Origin of the sequence: Corallococcus sp. CA049B, assembly GCF_003611685.1 — a bacterium.
In the GTDB taxonomy this organism is placed as follows: domain Bacteria; phylum Myxococcota; class Myxococcia; order Myxococcales; family Myxococcaceae; genus Corallococcus; species Corallococcus coralloides.
In genome coordinates this window covers 25,224-49,886 of the sequence record NZ_RAWC01000047.1, presented here as the reverse complement: position 1 = coordinate 49,886, position 24,663 = coordinate 25,224, and the positions used below count along the sequence as shown (strand labels likewise).

Genomic DNA, 24,663 nt, shown 5'->3' with positions numbered 1-24,663 from the left:
GGGTGGGGTCGGGCGGAAGGAGTGCGTCTCGGCCGGGCGTGCCCGTGCCCTGCGCGCCGGTGGGACGCGAGCCCGTGGCCTGCGTGCCCTGTGAGGTGTCCGTACCCTCGGGCGAACCCCTCGTGCCGCCCGCACCCTGGCCGCCGTGAGCGGTGCCCGTGCCGTCGGGTGAACCTGTCGCGCCGCCCGTACGCTGGCCGCCGTGAAGGGGGCCTGTGCCGTCGGGTGAACCCGTCGTGCCCTGCGTGCCGCCAGCCGCGGGCTGGGGACCCGGGGCCTTCGAGCCATCCGCGCGAGGAGCCTCCGGTCGCGCCTTCGGCGTCTCGGGCGCGCTCGCGTTCATCCGGTACACCTGCCAGCCGCCCAGCCCCAACGCGAGCGCCACGCCCGCCGCGATGCCCACGCGGAGGCCGCGCCTGCGCCACGTGCGCCGCCGCTGCTGACGCTGGATGCCCTTGAGCAACCCCAGCGCCCGTTCATTCGTCGCGTCCAGCGCGAGCACGTGGTTGAGGCACGCCAGCGCGCGCGGCGTCCGCTTCTCCGCGAGCTGCCGCTCCCCGCGCTCCAACAGCGCCGCGACGATGCGCTGGCGCGCGAGCCGCTGGTACGACGGCGGATCCGCGAAGAACGAGATCAGCTCCTCGCCCACGCGGGAGAACCCCAGCCCCGCGAGCGCATCCGCCAGCGCGTCGCGCAGCTTCCCCGCGTTGGGATAGCGCCGCGCCGGGTCGCGCTGGAGGCACGTCGCGCAGATCTCCGCCAGCTCGTCCGAAAGCGCGGGCACACGGCGGCGAGGGTCTTCATACGCCCCGTCCAGGATGCGCTTGAGCGTCGCCGTGGTGTTCGACGCGGTGAAGGGCAGCCGGCCCGTCATCAGCGCGTAGAACATGATCCCCAGGCTGAAGACGTCCGCCTCCGGCCCGGCCTCCAGGCCCTCGATGATCTCCGGCGACATGTGCGCGGGCGAGCCCACCAGCGCGCCCGTCACCGTCATCCGGTCCTCGATGTCCAAGAGCCGCGCGATGCCGAAGTCCATGAGCTTGAGGACCCCGTCCTCGCGCACCATGACGTTCTCCGGCTTCAGGTCGCGGTGGATGACGCCCGCCTCGTGCGCGTGCGCCAGCGCCGCCGCCAGCTCGTGGATGATCATCGCCGCCAGCTCCGGCGGCTCCAGCGGGCCTTCATCCAGGTACGTCTTGAGCGTGCGGCCGCGGATGTACTCCGTGACGATGAAGGCGTCGTGCGCCTCCGCCGAGGAGAAGTCGAACACCTCCAGGATGTTGGGGTGGTGCAGCTTCGCCACCGCGCGGGCCTCGCGCGCCAGGCGACGGCGCGACTCGTCCTTGCCGGCCAGGTGCGGGTGCAGCACCTTCACCGCGACCTCGCGGTCCAGGGCCGTGTCCAGGCCCTTGTACACGACGCTCATGCCCCCGGAGCCCAGCTCCTCCAGGATGCGATAGCGACCGATATGGCGGCCGACGAGCGTCATGGCGTGCGGTGCGCGCTCTCCCCTCAGTCCCCGAACCCGATGCCCATGCTCCGCGCGAACCGCACCAGGTCCCCCTGGACGTCCACCCGTCGCTCCTTGCGGGACTCACTCAGCGGCACCGGAATGACGTCGTTGTTCCGGAGCGCCACCATGTGCCCCCACTGTCCATCCCGCACCAGGTCCAGCACCTTGCAGCCGTAGCGCGTGGCCAGCACCCGGTCCGCCGCGCTCGGGCTGCCGCCGCGCTGCAGGTGGCCCAGCACCGTCACGCGGATCTCCGCCTCGATGTGGCTCGCCAGCAGATCCGCGCACACCTTGCCGGATCCACCCAGCCGCACCACGCCCCGGCCCGGGATGTCCGCGGCCTCCGCCAGCACGGACAGCGCGCCGCCCTCCGGATACGCGCCTTCGGAGATGGCGATGATGGAGAAGCTGCGCCGCCGCGTGGCCCGCCGCTTCAGCGTCTCCAGCATGGACTCCACGCGGTACGGAATCTCCGGGATGAGGATGAGGTCCGCGCCGCCGGCGATGCCGCTCTCCAGCGTGAGGAAGCCCGCGTGGCGGCCCATGATCTCCACCACCATCACGCGGTCATGCGCCTCCGCGGTGGAGTGCAGCCGGTCCAGCGCCTCCGTGACGATGAGCCGCGCGGTGTCGAACCCGAACGTCTGGTCCGTGCCGGACAAGTCATTGTCGATGGTCTTCGGACACCCGACGACCTTCAGCCCCTTCTCCGCCAGCTGGTGCGCGATGGACAGCGTGCCGTCCCCGCCAATGGCGACCAGTCCGTCCAGCCGCAGCTCCTCGCAGCGGCGCAGGACCTGATCCGACAGATCCCGCGTCCCCCAGCCCGTGCCCTCACGCACCGGGTAGGAGAACGGGTTCGCCTTGTTGGACGTGCCGAGGATGGTGCCGCCCTTGGGCAGGATGCCGCGCGTGTCCTCCACGCCGAGCGGGCGGACGAGCTCCGGCTCCACCAGGCCCATGTACCCATTCTCGATGCCCACGAACGAGTGGCCGAACTCGAGCACGCCCCGTCGTACGAGGCCTCGGATGAGCGCGTTGAGTCCGGGGCAGTCACCACCGCCGGTGAGGACGCCGAGTCGAAGAGGTCGAGCCATAGGAATGAAGAAAGTCGGACGCGGGTGTCAGTGGGAACGGGCGGCACTATGACAGCAACGTCGGTGCGGATTGTAGGTGCCACCCCAGGGGGGTGCAACGCACGAATCAGCGGTTGCGTCGGATCCGCGCTCGCGGCGGACGCGGGGGCGGCCCCTCAGTCGCGCTTGAGGCGGCGCCGGGAGGCCAGCCGGTCCAGGAGGGCCTGGAGGCGATCCTCCTTCTGCGCGGGGAGGGCCCGGTCCGTGGGGGACTGCACGGGCATCTCGCGGGCCATCCGGTACAGCTCTTCCAGCCGCTCCAGCACCAGCTCGTTGCCGGGGCGCTCCTGGAGGGCCCGGCGGTACGCGGCGGCGGCGCCCACGTAGTCACCCAACGTGAAGAGTCGCTCGCCCTCCTGCATGGGGGAGGGCGGGCCCAGCGGGAGGCGCTGGGGTTCGCGCACGCGGTTCTTCAGGTGTTGCAGCTCCTCCGGCTGGAGGCTGTCGCGCAGCTGGGCCAGCCTGGCGGCCAGGGCCTCCTCGCGCGGAAAGGCGGCGAGGAGGTGCTCGAAGAGCTCATACGCCTCCGCCAGCTCGCCCCGGCGCAGGGCGCGGTCGGCACGTGCTTCCATGTCGGCCCGGACGGCAGGGGTCATCTCGGGCGGGAGAGTAACTGGAGCCCACCCGGGATGTCACATGCGGAAAAGCCTGCGCTCGCCGGGCCGCAAGGCCTCTCAGGCAAGCGTCGCGGACGACTCCGGCAATACCGCGCTTTCCGGGGCCTGCGCGCTCCGCCTCCAATGGCGGAAGAGCCACACGGCCACCAGCCCGTGGAGCAGCACGCCGAAGACGCCCTCGCCGTTGAAGACCCAGACCTGGCCACCGAAGAGCCCCGGCCGGCCGTTGTAGACGCTGCCGAAGAGCTGCGGGTTGATGAGGTTCCAGCTGATGTGGAAGAGGGCGGGCGGCCAGATGGAGCGCGACGCCATGTAGAGCTGCGCGAACACCACCGCGGCCACGGCGATGGACAGCAGGAACGTCACGTTCTGCCCCACGTGCCCGCGCTGCGCCTTGGAGAAGATGAGGGGCAGGTGGAACGCGGCCCACACCGGCATGGTGAGGGCCGCGGCCAGCGCCGGCCGGTGCATCCACCAGCGCACCAGCGTTCCGCGCCAGCCCACCTCTTCACCCAGCTCGCTGGGGACGCCGAAGCCCACGACGGGCCCCCATACCAGCGCGGCCAGGCCGTAGCGCAGCCAGCGCCAGCGCTCCGGCAGCTTCGCGCCCAGCTTCTCCACCCAGCGCCAGCGCACGGACGCGGCGGCCAGCCACCACGTCACCGTCATCGCCCAGAATAGGAGGATCATCACCGGCACCGTCGCCGCGCCCGTCACTCCGAACGGGCCCTTGAGCACCTCCGGCTGGTACGTGATGAAGGACGCGTCCCCCGTGATGAACCGGATCGCGTAGGCCAGCGGCGCGATGACGGCGCCGTACGCCAGGGGCAGCGCCAGCCCCAGGAACCACCACTTCCAGCCGGGGAAGGAGAAGCCCACCGCGGACGGGGGCTCGCGACGGAAGAACCAGGAACACGCCAGACCCACGATGCCGGGCACGCACATCATCCAGCGCATCAGCCACACGGACTCGCGCGTCTCGCCGCCCATGATGAACAGGACGGCCATCGTCCAGCTCACGGCGAGCGTCACCGCGATGAACGTGAGCGTTTCTTTCCGGGGATTCCTCATGTTCCGGAGCATACCGGTTGGGCTCGTCCCGTCGAGCCCGACGTACGAGGGGAGGGCGGGCAGGCCGCCCCGCGCCCACGTGCGGCTTCAGCTCTTGAGGACGACCTCGCGCGCGCCCTCGAGTCGCTCGGCCTGGAGGCCGCGCTCGCGGGCGGTGGCGAGCAGCAGATCCGACTCCTTCATGCGGGGCGTCTCCGGCGTGGCGGCGGGCCCGATGATGTGCTCCATCCAGGGCTCCAGGCCCATGGCGTAGTTGAAGAGCCGCTTCGCGCCCACGAGCTCCAGCAGGCGCAGGCCTTCGGCGGAGTTGCTGCCGCGGCAGCGGCGGTTCTTCTCCAGCTTGCGGTCGCGCTTCTTGGGGAAGAAGCCCTCCAGCATCCACGTGTGCGGCGCGCCGACGATCTCCGTGTTCATGAAGACCGTGTGCAGGTCGCCCACCGTGCCGCGCAGGTCGCGGTACGTCGTCTCGTCCACGCACATGGAGTCGGCGGCGAAGAACAGGCGCTCCTCGCCCGTGCGGATGATCCACGCCGTCTTGGCGTGGGCCACGTCGCCGTGCTCGCCCATGAACGGCGCGGCGATGATCTCGCCGTCCGGGATGGGCAGGGATTCGTAGAAGTAGGGCTCCAGCACGTTCTTGAAGCCGAGCGCCTTGCCCAGGAGCCGCGGCGAGTAGTCACCCGCCAGGGCGCCGCTCGCGCGCGGCACCATCAGCGTGCCCACGCGGTGGCGCAGGCGCAGCAGCGTCTCGATGTCCAGGTGATCCGGGTGGCTGTGGGTGATGACCACGTAGTCGATGCGGCGGGGCAGGTCCGCGAAGGACATGCGCGCCAGCGGGCCCATCTTCTCCGGCCGCACCGGCACCACCGCGTCGATGAGGATGGACGTGCCCTTCCACTCCACCAGCACGCACGCGTGGCCCACGTAGCGGATGCGCACCCCCGGCCCGCTCCACGTCTCCGGAAGGGTCTGCGGCGCCTCCGTGAGCAGGGGCATCAGGTCCGCGTCGGACTGCACCGCGCCGCCCAGCACGTCGCGGATCCACTCCAGCGGCTGGGGCTCCAGGTCCAGGCTGAACAGCTTGTCCAGGCGCTCGTCGTGGAAGGGCACCTTCCAGTCCAGCTGCCCCGCCTCCATCAGGCGCGGCGTGGTCAGCAGCGAGTCGCGCTCCGCGTCCGCCTTCAGCCGGCGCAGCCGCATCGACTGGAGGTCCGTCTTGTGGTGACGGCCGCGGTACAGCAGGCCTTCGTGCACGCGCATCGACGGGCGGTTCACGTAGTCGTACACCAGCTCCACCACACCCTTGAGCGGCTCCGGCAGCCGCGCGTACAGCGGCTCCAGGGACTGGCCCTTGGCCTCCGCCAGGAGCTGCGTCTGGAACTCGTCGAACGCCTCCGCCAGCTTGATGTTGTCCTCCTGCGCGGTGGTCATCCGCTGCATGAGCGCCCGCACCTCTTCGGCGCGCTCCGGCGCGATGCCCACGAAGGAGCTGCCGCTCAGCTCCGGATCCTTCGCCGCCTTCGCGTGGAAGTCCGGCGTCTGCAGGTAGGCCTTCAGCAGCGGCAGCAGGTAGGCCTGCAGATGCAGGCTCGCGGGCATGGGCGCCACCGTCATCCACCAGGCCTGGAAGTCCTGGACGAGCGGTTCAACGAGGGTGGCGTCCGCGAGGCGATACAGGGGAGCAGTCATGGTGGGCGATCGCGAGGAGACCCCCACCCCCGGACTCGATTCACGGCGGTTCCCGTAGGGGAACTCGCGGAGTCAAGAGAGGGCGGGGTGAGTGCTGAAGACCAGGAAGCAGGGCTGACGAGCGAATGTGAGCGATTCGAGCAAATTGTTCAAGTTCAGTAGAACCCAGTCCTAGTGGTATTCTCGTATCCAGTTCTGCTCCCCCGGACTCATTGCAAGGGCGCCTGTGCCACACACGACGTAGGTGCGTGTCGCACAAGCAGTCGGCCCACTGAAGCTCTTGCGGTGTTTTCCGGCCTTCCACATGGGTTCTTCCTTGCCGCGTTCCCCTGAGCTGACGCCCTCGAATTCCACCCTCGTCGAAATCTTGCGGAGCCGGGCCGAGTCGCGGTCCGAGCAGCCGCTGTACACCTTCCTGGATGACGCGGGTCAGGAAGACGGAACGCTGAGCTACGCGGGGTTGGACGCGCGGGCGCGGCGGATCGCGGTGGCGCTGCGGAAGGTGGCGAAGCCGGGCGAGCGCGTGATGCTGCTGTATCCGCCCGGCCTGGAGTACGTGGCGGGGTTCTTCGGGTGCCTCTACGCGGGGCTCATCGCGGTGCCGGCGTATCCGCCGGATCCGATGCGGCTGGAGCGGACGCTGCCGCGCCTGCGGGCCATCATCCAGGACGCGAACGCGACGGTGGTGCTCACCACGTCCGGCATCCTGTCCATGACGGAGTTCGTCTTCGAGCAGGCGCCGGACCTGCGCTCGCTGCACTGGGTGGGGACGGACGAGATCCCGGCGGGTGGGGAGGCGGAGTGGACGCCGCCGGCGGTGGACGCGTCGACGCTGGCGTTCCTCCAGTACACGTCCGGGTCCACGGGCTCGCCCAAGGGCGTGATGCTGAGCCACGGCAACCTGGCGCACAACCTGGCGCTGATCACGGACGCGTTCGAGCTGGGCCCCAGCAGCTCGGCCGTCATCTGGCTGCCGCCGTACCACGACATGGGGCTCATCGGCGGCATCCTCACGCCGCTGTACGCGACGTTCCACGCGGCGCTGATGTCGCCGCTGACGATGCTCAAGAACCCGCGCGTGTGGCTGGAGGCCATCACCCGCTACAAGGCCACCATCAGCGGCGGCCCGAACTTCGCGTTCGACCTGTGCGTGCGGCGCATCCCGGCGGAGGAGCGGCAGGCGCTGGACCTGAGCTCGTGGAAGGTGGCGTTCACCGGCGCGGAGCCCATCCGTCCGGCGACGCTGGATCGCTTCGAGCAGGCCTTCGGGCCGCACGGCTTCAAGCGGGAGTTCTTCTTCCCGTGCTACGGCCTGGCGGAGGCGACGCTGCTGGTGTCGGGCGGGCGCGTGGCGGCGCCGCCGGTGAGCTGCGCGCTGGATGCTCCGGCGCTGGAGCAGCGCCGGGCGCTGCTGGTGGACGCGGCGAAGCCGGAGGCGCGCGTCCTGGTGGGCTGCGGCGATGAGCGGCCGGGACACCCGGTGGTCATCGTGGATCCCCAGACGCGCGAGGCGTGCGCGCCCGGCGGCGTGGGTGAAATCTGGGTGCGCGGCCCCAGCGTGGCGCTGGGCTACTGGAACAAGCCGGAGGCGACGGCGGAGGCGTTCCAGGCGCGGGTGAAGGGCACGGACGAAGGCCCGTTCCTGCGCACGGGGGACCTGGGCTTCATGCGGGACGGCGAGCTGTACGTCACCGGCCGCGCCAAGGACCTGATCATCATCCGCGGCCGCAACCACTACCCGCAGGACATCGAGCAGACGGTGGAGGAGAGCCACCCCGCGCTGCGCGCCGGCAGCGTCGCGGCGGTGTCGCTGGAGGTGGCGGGCGAGGAGCGCCTGGTGGTGGTGCAGGAGGTCGACCTGCGCAAGGCGGGCAACCTGCGCAAGCAGGTGGATATGGCGGAGGCGGCGGTGAAGGAGATCCGCCAGCGCGTCGCCGAGCGGCACGAGGTGCAGGTGCACGCCGTGGCGCTGATCGAGCCCGGCAGCATCCCGAAGACCTCCAGCGGGAAGATCCAGCGGCACGCGTGCAAGGCGCAGTTCCTCGCGGACGAGCTGCGCACGGTGCTGGTGTGGCGCGAGCCGGGGTTCGAGGAGGCGGAGGAGACGGAAGCGGCCTCGGAGCCTGCCGCGGCGCCGGTCCGTGAGGACGTGCCGGAGGCGGCGCGGGCCACGCTGACGTGGCTGGTGGAGCGCGTGGCGGAGCAGCTGAAGGTGCCGGCGAAGACGGTGGACGTGCGTGAGCCCATCACGCGCTACGGCCTGGATTCGCTGAGCGCGGTGGAGCTGGCGCACGCGGTGGAGAAGGGGCTGGGGATCGCGCTGCCCATGGAGCTGCTGCTCCAGGGCCCGAGCCTGGTGGACCTGGCGAAGCGCATCACGGCTTCGAAGCAGGAGCCGAAGGCGGCGGTGCTCGCGCCCCGTCCGCGTGGGGCCACGCAGCCGCTGTCGTTCGCGCAGCAGCGCCTGTGGTTCCTGGACCGGCTGGAGCAGGGCAGCGCGCTCTACAGCATCCCGGGCGCGGTGCGGCTGGACGGCGCGCTGGATGCAGAATCGCTGCGGCGGAGCCTGGAGGAGATCGTCCGCCGGCACGAGTCGCTGCGCACGACGTTCCGCGAGGAGAACGGCGAGGCGGTGCAGCTCATCCACCCGGCGAAGGCCTTCGAGCTGCCGGTGGTGGACCTGACGGGCTTCCCGGAGACGGAGCGCGAGGCGGAGGCGCGGCGGTGCGTGGATGAAGAGGCCGTGCGCCCGTTCGACCTGGGCGCGGGTCCGCTGGTGCGCGCGCGGTTGCTGAAGCTGGGTGAAGCGAAGCACGTGCTGCTGGTGACGATGCACCACATCGTCTCCGACGGCTGGTCCATGGGCGTGCTCGTGCGGGAGGTCGCCGCGCTCTACGACGCGTTCCGTGGCGGACGGGGTTCTCCGCTGCCGGAGCTGCGCGTGCAGTACGCGGACTTCGCGCAGTGGCAGCGGGAGTGGCTGCTGGGCGGCGTGTTGGAGAAGCAGGTCGGCTACTGGAAGCAGCGGCTGGCCGGGGCTCCGGCGGTGCTGGAGCTGCCGACGGACTTCGCGCGTCCGGCGGCGCAGACGTACCGCGGCGCGACGGTGCCGGTGAAGCTGGGCGCGGACCTGAGCAAGGCGCTGGGCGCGCTGGCGAAGAAGGAAGGCGTCACGCCGTACATGCTGCTGCTGGCGGCGTTCCAGGTGCTGCTGGGGCGCTACTCGGGGCAGGAGGACATCTCGGTCGGTTCGCCCATCACGGGCCGCTCGCGCGCGGAGACGGAGGGCCTCATCGGCTTCTTCGTCAACACGCTGGTGCTGCGCACGACGCTTTCGGGCAACCCGTCCTTCCGCGCGCTGCTGGCCCAGGTGAAGGAGACGACGCTGGGTGCGTACGCGCACCAGGACGTGCCGTTCGAGAAGCTGGTGGAGGAGTTGCAGCCGCAGCGCAGCCTGAGCCACGCGCCGCTGTTCCAGGTGATGTTCGTGTTGCAGCAGGACGTGCTGCCGCACTTCCGTCTGCCGGGCGTGGAGCTGTCGCCGTACGAGGTGGAGTCGAAGACGGCGAAGTTCGACCTCACGCTCTACCTGACGGAGACGGCGGGCGGGCTGGAAGGGACGCTGGAGTACAACACCGACCTGTTCGCCGCGGCGACGGCGCGCCGGATGATGGAGCACCTGCGGGTGCTGCTGGAGTCGCTGCTCACGGACCCGGGCGCGAAGCTGTCCGACCTGTCGCTGATGGGGGCGCAGGAGAAGCAGACGCTGCTGAAGGATGTGTCGGGGACGGACCTGCCGGCCGCGGTGAGCGGGACGATGCAGGCGCTCTTCGAGGCGCAGGTGGCGCGCACGCCGGACGCGGCGGCCGTCTACTTCGACGGGCAGGCGCTGACGTACGCGCAGCTGGACGCGCAGGCGAACCAGTTGGCGCATCACCTGCGTGGCATGGGCGTGGGCCCGGACACGCTGGTGGGCGTGAGCCTGGAGCGTTCGGCGCGCATGGTGGTGGCGCTGCTGGGCGTGCTGAAGGCGGGCGGCGCCTACGTGCCGCTGGATCCTGCATACCCGCGTGAGCGCCTGGGCTGGATGCTGGAGGACGCGCAGGCGCCGGTGCTGCTGACGCAGCAGAAGCTGCTGGGCGTGCTGCCCGAGCACTCCGCGAAGGCCGTCTGCGTGGACGCGGATTGGGCCGTGATCGCTCGGCAGCCGACCACGCCTGTCGCGACGAGCACGGGCGTGGGGAACCTGGCGTACGTGCTGTACACGTCGGGCTCCACGGGCCGTCCGAAGGGCGTGGCCATCGAGCAGCGCAGCGTGGTGGCGTTCCTGCACTGGGCGACGACTGCGTTCACGCAGCAGCAGCTGGCGGGCGTGCTGGCGGCGACGTCGCTGAACTTCGACCTGTCGGTGTTCGAGGTCTTCGCGCCGCTGATCAGCGGTGGTGCCGTCATCGTCGCGGAGAACGCGCTGGCGTTGCCGACGCTGAAGGACGCGGGCCGCGTGACGCTGGTGAACACGGTGCCCTCCGCGATGGCGGAGCTGGTGCGCAGCCAGGGCGTGCCGTCTTCGGTGCGGACTGTGAACCTCGCGGGCGAGCCGCTGCTGAACCGGCTGGCGCAGGCGCTGTACGGGCTGAAGAACGTGGAGGGCGTCTACAACCTCTACGGCCCGACGGAAGACACGACGTACTCGACGTACACGCGCGTGGAGAAGGACGGAGCGCGGGAGCCGACCATCGGCCGTCCGCTGACGGGCTCGCGCGCCTATGTGCTGGACGCGTGGCTGCGTCCGGTGCCGCAGGGCGTGCCGGGTGAGCTGTACCTGGCGGGCGCGGGCCTCGCGCGCGGCTATCTGGCCAAGCCGTCGCTGACGGCGGAGCGCTTCGTGCCGAACCCGTTCTCGGCGCAGCCTGGAGCGCGGATGTACCGCACGGGTGACCGCGTGCGGTGGCTGGCGACGGGCGAGCTGGAGTACCTGGGCCGCATCGACTTCCAGGTGAAGGTGCGTGGCTTCCGCATCGAGCTGGGCGAAGTGGAGTCGGCGCTGGCGTCTCAGCCCGGCGTGCGCGAGTCGGTGGTGGTGGTGCGTGAGGACGTGCCGGGTGACAAGCGCCTGGTGGCGTACGTGGCGGGCGCGTCGCTGGATGTGGCGGAGCTGCGCAAGGGCCTGAAGGCGCGGCTGCCTGAGTACATGGTGCCGTCGGCGTTCGTGGTGCTGAGCGCGCTGCCGCTGACGCCGAACGGGAAGGTGGACCGCAAGGCGCTGCCGGTTCCGGAGGCCCAGGCGCAGAGCCAGTACGTGGCGCCTCGCACGGCGACGGAGGAGCAGGTGGCGACGCTGTTCGCGCAGTTGCTGCGCGTGGAGCGCGTGGGCGCGGAGGACTCGTTCTTCGATCTGGGCGGCCACTCGCTGCTGGCGATGCAGCTGGTGTCCCGGCTGCGCACGGCCTTCAGCATCGAGGTCCCGCTGCGTTCGCTCTTCGAGCTGAGCACGGTGGCTTCGCTCGCGGCGTTCATCGATGGGAAGAAGCAGCAGGCGGAAGGCGCGAACCTGCCGCCGCTGAAGCAGGTGTCGCGCGAGGGCGCGTTGCCGCTGTCGTTCGCGCAGCAGCGCCTGTGGTTCCTGGATCGGCTGGAGCAGGGCAGCGCGCTCTACAACGTGCCGGGCGCGGTGCGCCTGGAGGGCGCGCTGGATGTGGAGGCCCTGCGGCTGACGCTCCAGGAGATCGTCGCGCGGCACGAGTCGCTGCGCACGACGTTCCGTGAGGAGAACGGCGAAGCGGCGCAGATCATCCACGCCGCGAGCCGGATGGACCTGCCCGTGGTGGATCTGTCGACCGTGGCCGAGTCGGCACGCGAGACGGAGACCCAGCGCCGCGTCAACGAAGAGGCCGTGCGCCCGTTCGATCTGGGCACGGGTCCGCTCTTCCGCGCTCAGCTGCTGAAGCTGGGCGAGGCGAAGCACGTGCTGCTGGTGACGATGCACCACATCGTCTCCGACGGCTGGTCCATGGGCGTGCTCGTGCGCGAGATGGCCGCGCTCTACGAGGCGCACTCGCAGGGCCGCGCCATGCCGTTGCCTGAGCTGGCGGTGCAGTACGCGGACTTCGCGCAGTGGCAGCGGGAGTGGCTGCTGGGCGGAGTGCTGGAGAAGCAGGTCGGCTACTGGAAGCAGCAGCTGGCCGGGGCTCCGGCGATGTTGGAGCTGCAGACGGACTTCGCGCGTCCGGCGGTGCAGACGTACCGCGGCGCGACGGTGCCGGTGAAGCTGGGCGCGGACCTGAGCCGCACGCTGAATGCGTTGGCGAAGCAGGAAGGCGTCACGCCGTACCAGCTGCTGCTGGCTGCGTTCCAGGTGCTGCTGGCGCGGTACACGGGCCAGGACGACATCTCGGTGGGCTCGCCCATCGCTGGCCGCACGCAGGCGGAGACGGAGGGCCTCATCGGCTTCTTCGTCAACACGCTGGTGCTGCGCACGAAGCTCTCGGGCAACCCGACTTTCCAGCAGGTGCTCAAGCAGGTCCGCGAGACGACGCTGGGCGCGTACGCGCACCAGGACGTGCCGTTCGAGAAGCTGGTGGAGGAACTCCAGCCGCAGCGCAGCCTGAGCCACGCGCCGCTGTTCCAGGTGATGTTCGCGTTGCAGCAGGACGTGCTGCCGCACCTGAAGCTGTCGGGCGTGGAGCTGTCGCCGTACGAGGTGGAGTCGAAGACGGCGAAGTTCGACCTCACGCTCTTCCTCACCGAGACGGCGGGCGGGCTGGAAGGGACGCTCGAGTACAACACCGACCTGTTCACGGCGGTGACGGCCCAGCGGATGACGGAGCACCTGCGGGTGCTGCTGGAGTCCGTGGCGGTGCGGCCCATGGCGAAGGTGTTCGACCTTGCGCTGATGAGCGCGCAAGAGAAGCAGACGCTGCTGATGGACGTGTCGGGGACGGACCTGCCGGCCCCGGTGACCGGGACGATGCAGGCGCTCTTCGAGGCGCAGGTGGCGCGCACGCCGGATGCAGCGGCCGTCTACTTCGACGGAGAGGTGCTGACGTACGCGCAGCTGGAGGCGCAGTCGAACCAGTTGGCGCATCACCTCCGTGGCATGGGCGTGGGCCCGGACACGCTGGTGGGCGTGAGCCTGGAGCGTTCCGCGCGGATGGTGGTGGCGCTGCTGGGCGTGCTGAAGGCGGGTGGCGCCTACGTGCCGTTGGATCCGGCGTACCCGCAGGATCGTCTGGGCTGGATGTTGGAGGACGCGCAGGCGCCGGTGGTGCTGACGCAGCAGAAGCTGCTGGGCGTGCTCCCCGCGCATTCGGCGCGCAACGTGTTCCTGGATACCGATTGGGAGACCATCTCCAAGAACCCTGTTTCGCGCGTCGATGCGCGCACGGGCCTGAGGAACCTGGCGTACGTGCTTTACACGTCGGGTTCGACGGGCCGTCCGAAGGGCGTGGCCATCGAGCAGCGCAGCGTGATTGCGTTCCTGCACTGGGCGACGGCGTTCTTCACGCCGCAGCAGCTGTCGGGCATGCTGGCGTCGACGTCGCTGAACTTCGACATCTCGGTGTTCGAAGTCTTCGCGCCGCTGAGCGTCGGTGGTTCCGTCATCGTCGCGGAGAACGCACTGGCGCTCCCGACGATGAAGGACGCGAGCCGGGTGACGCTGGTGAACACCGTGCCCTCCGCGATGGCGGAGTTGCTGCGCAGCGGGGGCGTGCCGGAGACGGTGCGCACCGTGAACCTCGCCGGTGAGCCGTTGCTGAACCGGCTGGTGCAGGCGGTGTACGGGCTGAAGAACGTGGACGCCGTCTACAACTTCTACGGCCCGACGGAAGACACGACGTATTCGACGTACTTGCGAGTGGAGAAGGGCGCGACGCGGGAGCCGACGGTGGGCCGTCTCCTGACGGGCTCGCGGGGGTACGTGCTGGATGCATGGCTGCGTCCGGTGCCGCAGGGTGTGCCGGGCGAGTTGTACATCGCGGGTGCGGGCCTCTCGCGAGGCTACCTGGCGAAGCCTGCTCTGACGGCGGAGAGGTACGTCCCCAACCCGTTCAGCGACGAGCCCGGCGCGCGGATGTACCGCACGGGCGACCGCATCCGCTGGTTGCCGAACGGCGAGCTGGAGTACCTGGGCCGCTTCGACTTCCAGGTGAAGGTGCGTGGTTTCCGCATCGAGCTGGGTGAAGTGCAGTCGGTGCTGTCCACGCAGCCTGGCGTGCGCGAGTCCGTGGTGGTGGTGCGCGAGGACGTGCCGGGCGACAAGCGCCTGGTGGCGTACGTCGCGGGCGCGACGCTGGACGTGGCGGAGCTGCGCAAGGGCCTGAAGGCGCGGCTGCCGGAGTACATGGTGCCGTCGGCGTTCGTGGTGCTGAACGCGCTGCCGCTCAATCCGAACGGCAAGGTGGACCGCAAGGCGCTGCCGGTGCCGGAGGCCCAGACGGCGCAGGGCCAGTACGTGGCCCCGCGCACGGCGACTGAAGAGCAGGTGGCCACGATCTTCGCGCAGCTGCTGCGCGTGGAGCGCGTGGGCGCGGAGGACTCGTTCTTCGAGCTGGGCGGACACTCGCTGCTGGCGATGCAGCTGGTCTCCCGGCTGCGCACGGCCTTCGGCGCCGAGGTCCCGCTGCGTTCGCTCTTCGAGCTGAGCACGGTGGCTTCGCTCGCGGCGTTCGTGGATACGGCCGTGTCAGGCCGTGATGCGTCCAAGGCCCCGGCGATCAAGCCTCGGCCGCGGAGCGCCACGGAGCCGCTGTCGTTCGCGCAGCAGCGTCTGTGGTTCCTGGACCAGCTGGAGCAGGGCAGCGCCTTCTACAACGTGGCGGGCGGTGTGAAGCTGGAGGGCGCGCTGCATGTGGAGGCCATGCGGCGGGCCCTGGAAGAGATCGTCCGCCGGCATGAGTCGCTGCGCACGACCTTCCGCGAGGAGAACGGTCAGGCGGTGCAGGTCATCCACCCGGCGAAGGCCTTCGAGCTGCCGGTGGTGGACGTCTCCGGTGCGCAGGACACGGAAGCGCGGCGGTTGGCGGAGGAAGAAGCCGCGCGCCCGTTCGAACTGGGCACGGGGCCGCTCTTCCGCGCGAAGCTGCTGAAGCTGGGCGAGGCGAAGCACGTGCTGCTGGTGACGATGCACCACATCGTCTCCGATGGTTGGTCCATGGGCGTGCTCGTGCGCGAGGTCGCCGCGCTCTACGAGGCCCAGGTCCTCAACCAGAAGTCGCCGCTGCCTGAGCTGGCGGTGCAGTACGCGGACTTCGCGCAGTGGCAGCGGGAGTGGCTGCTGGGCGGGGTGCTGGAGAAGCAGGTCGGCTACTGGAAGCAGCAGCTGGCCGGGGCTCCTGCGGTGCTGGAGCTGCCGACGGACTTCGCGCGTCCCGCGGTGCAGACGTACCGGGGCGCCACGGTGCCGGTGAAGCTGGGCGCGGACCTGAGCCGCACGCTGAACGCGCTGGCGAAGCAGGAAGGCGTCACGCCGTACCAGCTGCTGCTGGCGGCGTTCCAGGTGCTGCTGTCCCGCTACAGCGGGCAGGACGACATCTCGGTGGGCTCGCCCATCGCTGGCCGCACGCAGGCGGAGACGGAAGGGCTCATCGGCTTCTTCGTCAACACGCTGGTGCTGCGCACGAAGCTCTCGGGCAACCCGACTTTCCAGCAGGTCCTCAAGCAGGTGCGTGAGACGACGCTGGGCGCGTACGCGCACCAGGACGTGCCGTTCGAGAAGCTGGTGGAGGAGTTGCAGCCGCAGCGCAGCCTGAGCCACGCGCCGCTGTTCCAGGTGATGTTCGCGTTGCAGCAGGACGTGCTGCCGCACCTGAAGCTGTCGGGCGTGGAGCTGTCGCCGTACGAGGTGGAGTCGAAGTCGGCGAAGTTCGACCTCACGTTGTCGCTGACGGAGACGGCGGGCGGGCTGGAAGGAACGCTTGAGTACAACACCGACCTGTTCGCGGCGGAGACGGCGCGGCGGATGACGGAGCACCTGCGGGTGCTGCTGGAGTCCGTGGCGGTGCGCCCCATGGCGAAGCTGTCCCAGCTCGCGCTGATGGGCCCGCAGGAGCGTCACCAGGTGCTGGTGGCGTGGAACGACACGCGCGGCGACGTCGCTGGTGACGTGACGTTCCCGGCGCTCTTCGAGGCCCAGGTGCGTCGCGCGCCGGACTCGCAGGCGCTGGTGTTCGAGGATGCCTCGCTGACGTACGCGCAGCTGGACGCGCGGGCGAACCAGCTGGCGCACCACCTGCGCACGCTGGGCGTCGGGCCCGAGGTGCGCGTGGCGCTCTGCGTGGAGCGTTCGCTGGAACTCGCGGTGGCGATGCTCGGCATCCAGAAGGCCGGTGGCGCCTTCGTGCCGTTGGATCCGTCGTACCCGCGTGAGCGCCTGTCCTTCATGTTGGAGGACAGCGGCGCGCCCGTGCTGGTGACGCAGGACTCGCTGAGCCAGCAACTGCCCTCCGACGGCCTGCGCGTGGTGCGCATGGACGTGGAGGCGGCGCACCTCCGGACGCTGCCGGAGACCGCTCCGGCCTCCAGCGCCAACGCCGACACCCTGGCGTACGTCATCTACACGTCCGGCTCCACGGGCCGCCCCAAGGGCACGCTGCTGCCGCACCGCGGCCTCAACAACACCGCCCGGCAGGCCGCCGCGGCGAAGGGCCTGGGTACGGGCCGCCGCGCGTTGCAGTACGCGGCGTCCAGCTTCGACGCCAGCGTGTGGGAGGTGTTCAGCACGCTCGTGTCCGGGGCCACGCTGGTGCTCGCGCCGCGCGACCGGCTGCTGCCGGACGAGCCGCTGCGCACGCTGCTGAAGTCGCAGCGCATCACCACCGTGACGCTGACGCCGTCGGTGCTCGCGCAGCTGAGCACGGACGGGCTGGAGGGCCTGTCCACCATCGTCTCCGCCGGTGAGGCGCTGAGCGTGGAGATGGCTCGCAAGTGGGGGCAGGGGAGGACGCTGATCAACGCGTACGGCCCCACCGAGACCACGGTCTGCGCGACCCTCACGCACGGCGGTGTCCGGGCGGAGCGCCTGACCATCGGCAAGCCGCTGGCGAACGTGCAGGTGTACGTGCTGGATGCCCTGCACCACCCGGTGCCCGTGGGCGTGGCCGGTGAGCTGTACGTCGCGGGTGAAGGCCTCGCGCGCGGCTACCAGGGCCGGCCGGACATGACGGCGGAGAAGTTCGTCCCCAACCCGTTCAGCAACGAGCCCGGCGCGCGGCTGTACCGCACCGGCGACCGCGTGCGCTGGCTGGCCGAGGGCGAGATCGAATACCTGGGCCGCATCGACCACCAGGTGAAGGTGCGCGGCTTCCGCATCGAGCTGGGTGAAATCGAGGCCGTGCTGCTGCGCCACGCGGACGTGCGCGAGGCGGTGGCCGTGGTGCGCGAGGACGTCCCGGGCGACAAGCGGCTGGTCGGCTACGTCGTGCCGCAGCCGGGGCGGACGGTGGACGCGGCCTCGCTGCGCAAGCACCTGAAGGACGGCGTGCCGGAGTACATGGTGCCGTCGGCCTTCGTGGTTCTGGAAGCGCTGCCGATGACGCCCGCTGGCAAGGTGGACCGCAAGGCGCTGCCGGCCCCCACGGGCGCGCTCACGCGTCCTGACGCCTACGTGGCCCCTCGCACGCAGACGGAGACGCGCGTGGCGGCCCTCTTCGCGCGCGTGCTCACCGTGGAGCGCGTGGGCGCGGAGGATTCGTTCTTCGAGCTGGGCGGCCACTCGCTGATGGCCACGCAGCTGGTGTCGCGCCTGCGCGGCGAGTTCCAGGTGGAGCTGCCCCTGCGCGCGCTCTTCGAGTCCCCGACGGTGGCCGCCCTGGCCGCCCGCGTGGACGAGGCCACCGGCGCCGAGCGGAAGTTCAAGACGCCGCCGCTCAAGCCCGCGTCGCGTGAGGGCTCGCTGCCGCTGTCGTTCGACCAGGAGCGCCTCTGGCTCTTCGAGCAGCTCACGCCGGGCACGCCCATCTACAACGTGCCCAGCGCGGCCCGCCTGAGCGGCGACCTGGACGTCGACGTGCTCCGCCGCGGCCTGGAGGAGATCGTCCGGCGCCACGAGGCGCTGCGCACCGTCTTCCATCAGGATGCGTCCGGTTCTCCCGTGCAGGTCATCCTGCCGGCGAAGCCGTTCGTGCTGCCCGTGGTGGACCTGTCCTCGCTGCCCGCCGACCAGGCGGAGGCCGAGGCCCGGAAGCACCTGAACGCGGAGGCCGCTCGGCCCTTCGACCTGGTGCAGGGGCCGCTGTTGCGCGCCCAGCTCCTGAAGCTGAGCGCGCGCGAGCACGTGCTGTGCCTCGCCATGCACCACATCGTGGTGGATGGCTGGGCCGTGGGCGTGTTCATGAACGAGCTCCAGGCGCTCTACACCGCGTTCTCGCGCGGAGAGGCCTCGCCGCTGCCCGCGCTGCCCGTGCAGTACGCGGACTACACCCTCTGGCACCGCCAGTGGCTGAGCGGTGACGTGCTGGAGCAGCAGATCTCCTGGTGGAAGAAGCAGCTCGCCGGAGCGCCTCGCATCGCGCTGCGCACGGACGCGCCGCGCCCCGCGGGTGACCGCTTCCACGGTGACAGCCGCCGCTTCCACCTGTCCCCGGACCTCACGTCCCGCATCGAGGCGCTGGGGCGAGGGGAGGGCGCCACGCTGTTCATGGTGCTGCTCGCCGCGTTCGACGCGCTCATGCACCGTCGCACTGGCCAGGACGACATCGTCGTGGGCACGGACATCGCGAACCGCGCCCGCGAGGAGCTGGAGTCGCTGGTCGGCTTCTTCACCAACCAGCTCGTCCTGCGCACGCAGGTGTCGGGTGACCTGTCCTTCCGCTCACTGCTGGACCGCGTGCGCAAGGGGACCCTGGACGCCTACGAGCACCAGGACCTGCCCTTCGGCACGCTGGTGCAGGCGCTCAAGCCGCCGCGCGAGCCGGGTGGTCAGCTCTTCAACGTGAAGTTCGTGCTGGAGAACGCGCCGCTGCCGCCGCTCCAGCTCCCCGGCCTGGAGCTGAGCCTCCTGGACGCGGAGACGAACGGGACCGCGAAGTGGGACCTGCTCGTCGTCGTGTTCCCGTGGCAGGGCGGGCTCACAGTCACGGTGGAGCACAACACGGACGTGCTCGACCGCGCGTCGGTGGAGCGCCTGTTCGCCCACTTCGAGTCGCTGCTGCGCGCCGTCGTGGACGACCCCGAGCTCCGCATCGGCACGCTGCCGCTGCTCACGCCGGAGGAGCGCAACACGCTCGCCGCGTGGAACGACCGCCCGCGGACGTATCCGCACGGCCAGCCCGTGTCGCGCGTCTTCGAGGCGCAGGCCGCCCGTGCCCCGGACGCGGTCGCCGTGAGCTTCGAGGGCGAGACGCTCACCGCCGGCCAGCTCAACGCGCGCGCCAACCAGCTCGCGCACCACCTGCGCGCCCTGGGCGTCAGGCCCGGCAAGCGCGTGGGCGTGTCCCTGGAGCGTTCGCTGGACCTCGTGGTGGCGGTGCTGGGCATCGCCAAGGCGGGCGGCGCGTACGTGCCGCTCGACCCCAGCTTCCCCACCGAGCGCCTCTCGATGCTCATCGAGGACGCGGGCCTGTCCGCGCTCGTCAGCGTCTCCGCGATCGCGGACGAGCTGCCCGCGCAGTGGCTCCAGGTGATCTGCCTGGATGACGACGCGGCCGCGCTCGCGAAGCGTTCGGACGCCAACCTCGACACCGCGCCGAGCGGCGAGGACGAGCTCTACGTCCTCTACACCTCCGGCTCCACGGGCCGGCCCAAGGGCGTGTCCGTGCCCCACCGCGCCGTGGTGCGTCTGGTGTGCGGCCCGGAGTGGGTGAACCTGTCGTCGAAGGAGGTCTTCCTCCAGCTGGCGCCGCTCGCGTTCGACGCGTCCACCTTCGAGCTGTGGGGCGCGATGCTCAACGGCGCGAAGCTCGCCGTGTTCCCGCCGCGCGCGCCCACCCTGGACGAACTGGGCCAGGTCATCACCCGCGAGGGCGTGAGCACGCTGTGGCTCACCGCGGGTCTGTTCCACCAGATGGTGGACGGCAACCTGGACGGCCTGCGTCCCGTGCGCCAGCTGCTGGCGGGTGGTGACGTGCTGTCCCCCGCGCACGTGCTGCGCGTGATGGAGCAGTTGCCGGGCTGCCGCGTCATCAACGGCTACGGCCCCACGGAGAACACGACGTTCACCGCGTGCTACCCGGTGGAGGACGCGGGCGCGCTGGGCATCTCCGTGCCCATCGGCCGTCCCATCAACGGCACGCGCGTGCACGTCCTCAACGCGTCCCTGCAGCCCGTGCCCCTGGGCGCCCCCGGCGAGCTGTTCGCGGGCGGCGACGGCCTGGCGCATGGCTACCTGAACCAGCCGGAGCTGACGGCGGAGAAGTTCATCCCGGATCCGTTCAGCCCCGTGCCCGGCGCGCGGCTGTATCGCACCGGCGATCAGGTCCGCTTCCGCGCGGACGGCTCGCTGGAGTTCCTGGGCCGCATCGACCAGCAGGTGAAGGTGCGCGGCTTCCGCATCGAGCCGGGCGAGATTGAGACGGCGCTGCGCGGACACCCGTCCGTGCTCGACGTCACCGTCGCCGTGCAGGAGGTCGCGGGCGAGAAGGCCCTGGTGGCCTACGTCGTCACGGAGGAGGGCGCGGAGCCGCTGGGCGTGGACACGATGCGTTCGTTCCTCCACGACAAGCTGCCCGCGTACATGGTGCCCACGGCGCTGATGGCGCTGGACGCGCTGCCGCTCACGCCCAACGGCAAGGTGGACCGCCGCGCGCTGCCCGTGCCCGGCAGCGAGCGTCCGCAGATGTCCACCGCCTACGCCGCTCCTCGCACCATGGAGGAGACCGCGCTGTGCGAGGTCTGGGCGGAGGTGCTGGGCGTGGAGCGCGTCGGTATCGACGACAGCTTCTACGACCTGGGCGGTGACTCCATCCGCAGCATCCAGCTCATCGCGAAGCTGCGCGAGCGCGGGCTGGATCTGCCCATGGTGGAGCTGCTGCGTCAGCCCACCATCCGCGCGCTGGGGAACCTGGTGCACGCGGCCCCGTCGAAGGCCGCGGCGCAGGCCGTCCCGGGCTCGGAGCCCTTCAGCCTGCTGTCCGACGCCGACCGCGCGCGTCTGCCCGCGGACGTGGAGGATGCGTACCCGGTGGCCGTGCTCCAGGCCGGCATGCTCTTTCAGAGCGAGCTGGACCAAGCGTCCGGCATGTACCACGACGCCACCAGCTACCACCTGGAGATGGCGCTGGATGAGGCGAAGATGCGCCAGCTGCTGGCCGAGCTGGCCCGCCGCCACGCCATCCTGCGCACGTCGTTCGACCTCACCGGTTACGAGCAGCCGTTGCAGCTCGTGCACCGCGAGGCCCAGGTGCCGCTGGAGCTCCACGACGTGCGCCACGTGCCTGCCTCTGAGCAGGACGCGCTGCTGCGCAAGCTCGTGGAGGAGGACCGCTGCCGTCCGTTCGACTGGAGCCGCGCGCCGCTCCTGCGCTTCGCGATCTACCGGCGCTCGGAGAAGACGCTCCAGTTCTCGCTCATCTTCCACCACGCCATCCTGGATGGCTGGAGCCTCGCGACGCTGCTGTCGGAGCTGTTCCGCGGCTACGTGAACCTGCTGCGCGGCACGCCGGCCCCGGAGGCGGCGCCGCTGGCCGTCACCTACCGCCAGTTCGTCGCGCTGGAGCACCAGTCGCTCACCTCCGGCGAGGGCGAGCGGTTCTGGAAGTCGCGCCTGTCGGAAGTGGACCGTCCTGCTCCCCGCGCGCCGCTGCCGGCGGGCCAGGAGCCGGTGCTGAGCATGCGGCAGGTGGACGTGCCCGCCGCGCTCCAGGACGGCCTGCAGCGCGTGGCGCAGGCGGCCAACGTGCCGCTCAAGACCGTGCTGCTGGCGGCGCACCTGCGCGTGCGCGCGCTCATGGAGGGACAGCGCTCGGTGGTGACGGGCGTGGTCTCCAACGGCCGTCCGGAGACGGCCGACAGTGAGCGCATGGTCGGCCTGTTCCTCAACAGCATCCCGTTCCCGGTGACGCTGGAGGACGGCACGTGGCTGGACCTGGTGCGCCAGGTCTCCAAGGCGGACGGCGACATCTGGCCGCACCGCCGCTACCCCATGGGCCGGTTGCAGCAGCAGTTGGGGGGCCAGCGGCTGTTCGAAACCATCTTCAACTTCGTCCACTTCCACGTGGCCGGAGGACTGTCGCAGCTCGAAGGCGTGCGCCTCTTGGAGGAGACGCCGTCCACCGCGTGGATGGAGCTGCCGCTGAGCACGCTGTTCCTCCAGCGCCCGGACACCGGCGCGCTGATGCTCGTGCTGCGCACCAACGGCACGCAGCGCGACGCGGACCAGACGGAGGCGCTGGCGGGCTACTACTTCCGCGCCCTCGAAGCGATGGCCGCCAACCCGCACGCGCGTCACGAGCACGCGCGGCTGCTGCCGGACGCGGAGCGCCAGAAGCTGCTGGTGGAGTGGAACGCCACGGGCTCCCAGCCCGTGGGCGACACCTGCGTCCACGAGCGCTTCGCCGTCCACGCGGCCCGCACGCCGGACGCGGTGGCGGTGGTCTGCGACGACGGCCAGCTCACCTACGGGGAGCTGAACCGCCGGGCCAACCAGCTCGCGCACTGGCTGCGCGCGCGTGGCGTGGGCCCGGATGCGCGCGTGGGCCTGCTCACCGAGCGCACCCCGGAGGCCATCGTCGGCATGATGGGCATCCTCAAGGCCGGCGGCGCGTACGTGCCGCTGGATCCGTCGCATCCGCCGGAGCGCCTGCGCACGGTGCTGGAGGACGCGTCGGCTTCACTCGTCGTGACGCAGGCCTCGCTCGCCGCGCACGTGGCGGACGCCTCCAGGGGACACGTGTGCCTGGACTCCGACGCGGGGCTGCTCTCGCGCGAGCGTGAGGACGACCCGAAGCGCCTGGGCGACGCGAGCTCCCTGGCCTACGTCATCTTCACGTCCGGCTCCACGGGCCGGCCCAAGGGCGTGGCCATCGAGCACCGTCAGCTCAACCACTACGTGGAGGGCGTGACGCTCCGGCTGGAGCTGCCCCCGGCGGCGAGCTTCGCGTCGGTGTCCACGCTGGCCGCGGACCTGGGCCACACCGCCGTCTTCCCGACGCTGAGCGGCGGCGGCACGCTGCACCTCATCTCCCGCGACCGCGCCTCTGATCCGGCCGCGCTGGGCGACTACTTCGAGCGCCACGCGGTGGACTGCTTGAAGATCGTCCCCTCGCACCTGACGGCGCTGCTGTCGTCGCCGTCGCCCGAGCGCGTCCTGCCTCGCAAGCGGCTGGTGCTGGGCGGTGAAGCGTCCGATCCGGCGCTCGTGGCGCGCGTGCACGCGCTCGTGCCCGGGCTCGAAGTCTTCAACCACTACGGCCCCACCGAGACCACGGTCGGCGTGCTGACGTGGAAGGTGGAGCGGGGCACTGCGCTTGCCGCCACGGCCTCCGTGCCGCTGGGCCGCCCGCTGCCCAACGCGCGGATGTACGTGCTGGACGCGGCGCTGCAGCCCGTCCCCGTGGGCGTGCCCGGCGAGCTGTTCATCGGCGGCGCGGGCGTGGCCCGGGGCTACCTGGGCCAGCCGGGCCTCACGATGGAGCGCTTCCTGGCGGATCCGTTCCACCCGGAGCCGGGCGCGCGCGTGTACCGCACGGGCGACCGCGTCCGCTACCTGCCGGACGGCGCGCTGGAGTTCCTGGGCCGCGTCGACTTCCAGGTGAAGGTGCGCGGCTTCCGCATCGAGCTGCCGGAGATTGAAGCCGCGATGAGCGGCCTGCCCGGTGTCGCGGAGGTCGTCGTGCTGGCGCGCGAGGACGTGCCGGGCGACAAGCGCCTGGTGGCCTACGTCGTCGCGGTGCCCGGCCACACGCTGGAGGCCGGGGCGCTGCGCCAGGGCCTCAAGTCGCGGCTGCCGGACTACATGGTGCCGTCCGCCTTCGTCATGCTGGACGCGCTGCCCCTCACGCCCAACGGCAAGGTGGACCGCCGCGCGCTGCCCGCGCCGGAGAAGGAGTCCGAAGCCGGCCGCGCCCACGTGGCCCCGCGCACTCCCACCGAGGAGCTCATCGCGGGCCTGTGGTCGAAGCTGCTGGGCGTGGAGCGCGTGGGCGTGAAGGACGACTTCTTCGCGCTCGGCGGCCACTCGCTGCTGGCGACGCAGATGATCTCCCGCATCCGGAGCGCGTTCCGCGTGGAGCTGCCCCTGCGCGCGCTCTTCGAGGCGACCACGGTGGAGACGCTCTCCGCCCGCGTGGACGAGGCGGTCCGCCAGGGCTTCGGCCTGGAGGCGCCGGCCATCGTGCCGCTGTCTCGCGAGCACACGCTGCCGCTGTCGTTCGCGCAGCAGCGCCTGTGGTTCCTGGATCAGCTGGAGCCGGACAGCGCGTTCTACAACATCGCCGCGCCGGTGATGCTGGACGGCGCGCTGGAAGTGGCCCCGCTGGAGCAGGCCTTCACGGAGCTGGTGCGCCGTCACGAAGTGCTGCGCACCACCTTCCGCGCGGAGGGTGGCAACCCGGTGCAGGTCGTGCACCCGGCGTCCGCCATGCCGCTGCCGCTCGTGGACCTCACGCACCTGCCGGAGGCCGAGCGCGAGGCGAAGGCGCAGCGTCTGGCGGACGAGGACGCGGGCAAACCGTTCAACCTGGCCACGGGCCCGCTGCTGCGCGCC

General features: G+C 71.0%; 6 protein-coding genes (1 of these 6 cut by a window edge). 1 reads left to right on the top strand and 5 read right to left on the bottom strand.

The genetic code is table 11. From position 1 onward, the window contains the following. The 5 genes from D7W82_RS13625 to D7W82_RS13605 form a co-directional block, all read right to left on the bottom strand. A partial coding sequence (locus D7W82_RS13625; RefSeq protein ID WP_233587516.1) for a serine/threonine-protein kinase occupies window positions 1-1,489 on the bottom strand: 1,489 nt, incomplete at its 3' end. A gap of 23 nt (window positions 1,490-1,512) precedes the next feature. Further along, complete coding sequence (locus tag D7W82_RS13620; protein ID WP_120618766.1) at window positions 1,513-2,610, bottom strand: 6-phosphofructokinase; 1,098 nt, start codon at window positions 2,608-2,610, stop codon at window positions 1,513-1,515. A gap of 155 nt (window positions 2,611-2,765) precedes the next feature. Continuing rightward, window positions 2,766-3,245 (bottom strand): hypothetical protein, encoded by a 480-nt coding sequence (locus tag D7W82_RS13615; RefSeq protein ID WP_120618765.1) that lies wholly within the window; start codon window positions 3,243-3,245, stop codon window positions 2,766-2,768. 78 nt (window positions 3,246-3,323) lie between these two features. After that, the gene (locus D7W82_RS13610; protein WP_158617654.1) at window positions 3,324-4,337 is read right to left on the bottom strand and encodes a CPBP family intramembrane glutamic endopeptidase; all 1,014 of its coding nucleotides are present in this window, start codon (window positions 4,335-4,337) and stop codon (window positions 3,324-3,326) included. 87 nt (window positions 4,338-4,424) lie between these two features. Beyond that, entirely contained in the window at window positions 4,425-6,026 is a 1,602-nt protein-coding gene (locus tag D7W82_RS13605; protein ID WP_120618763.1) for an MBL fold metallo-hydrolase, read from the bottom strand. Between the two features lie 316 nt (window positions 6,027-6,342). Here D7W82_RS13605 and D7W82_RS13600 point away from each other — a divergent pair, with 316 nt between their 5' ends. Next, window positions 6,343-24,663 carry the 5' portion of a non-ribosomal peptide synthetase gene (locus tag D7W82_RS13600; RefSeq protein WP_158617653.1) on the top strand. 13,185 nt of this gene lie beyond the right edge of the window, so 18,321 of the gene's 31,506 nt are visible here — the first part of the coding sequence; the start codon lies at window positions 6,343-6,345; the stop codon falls past the right edge of the window.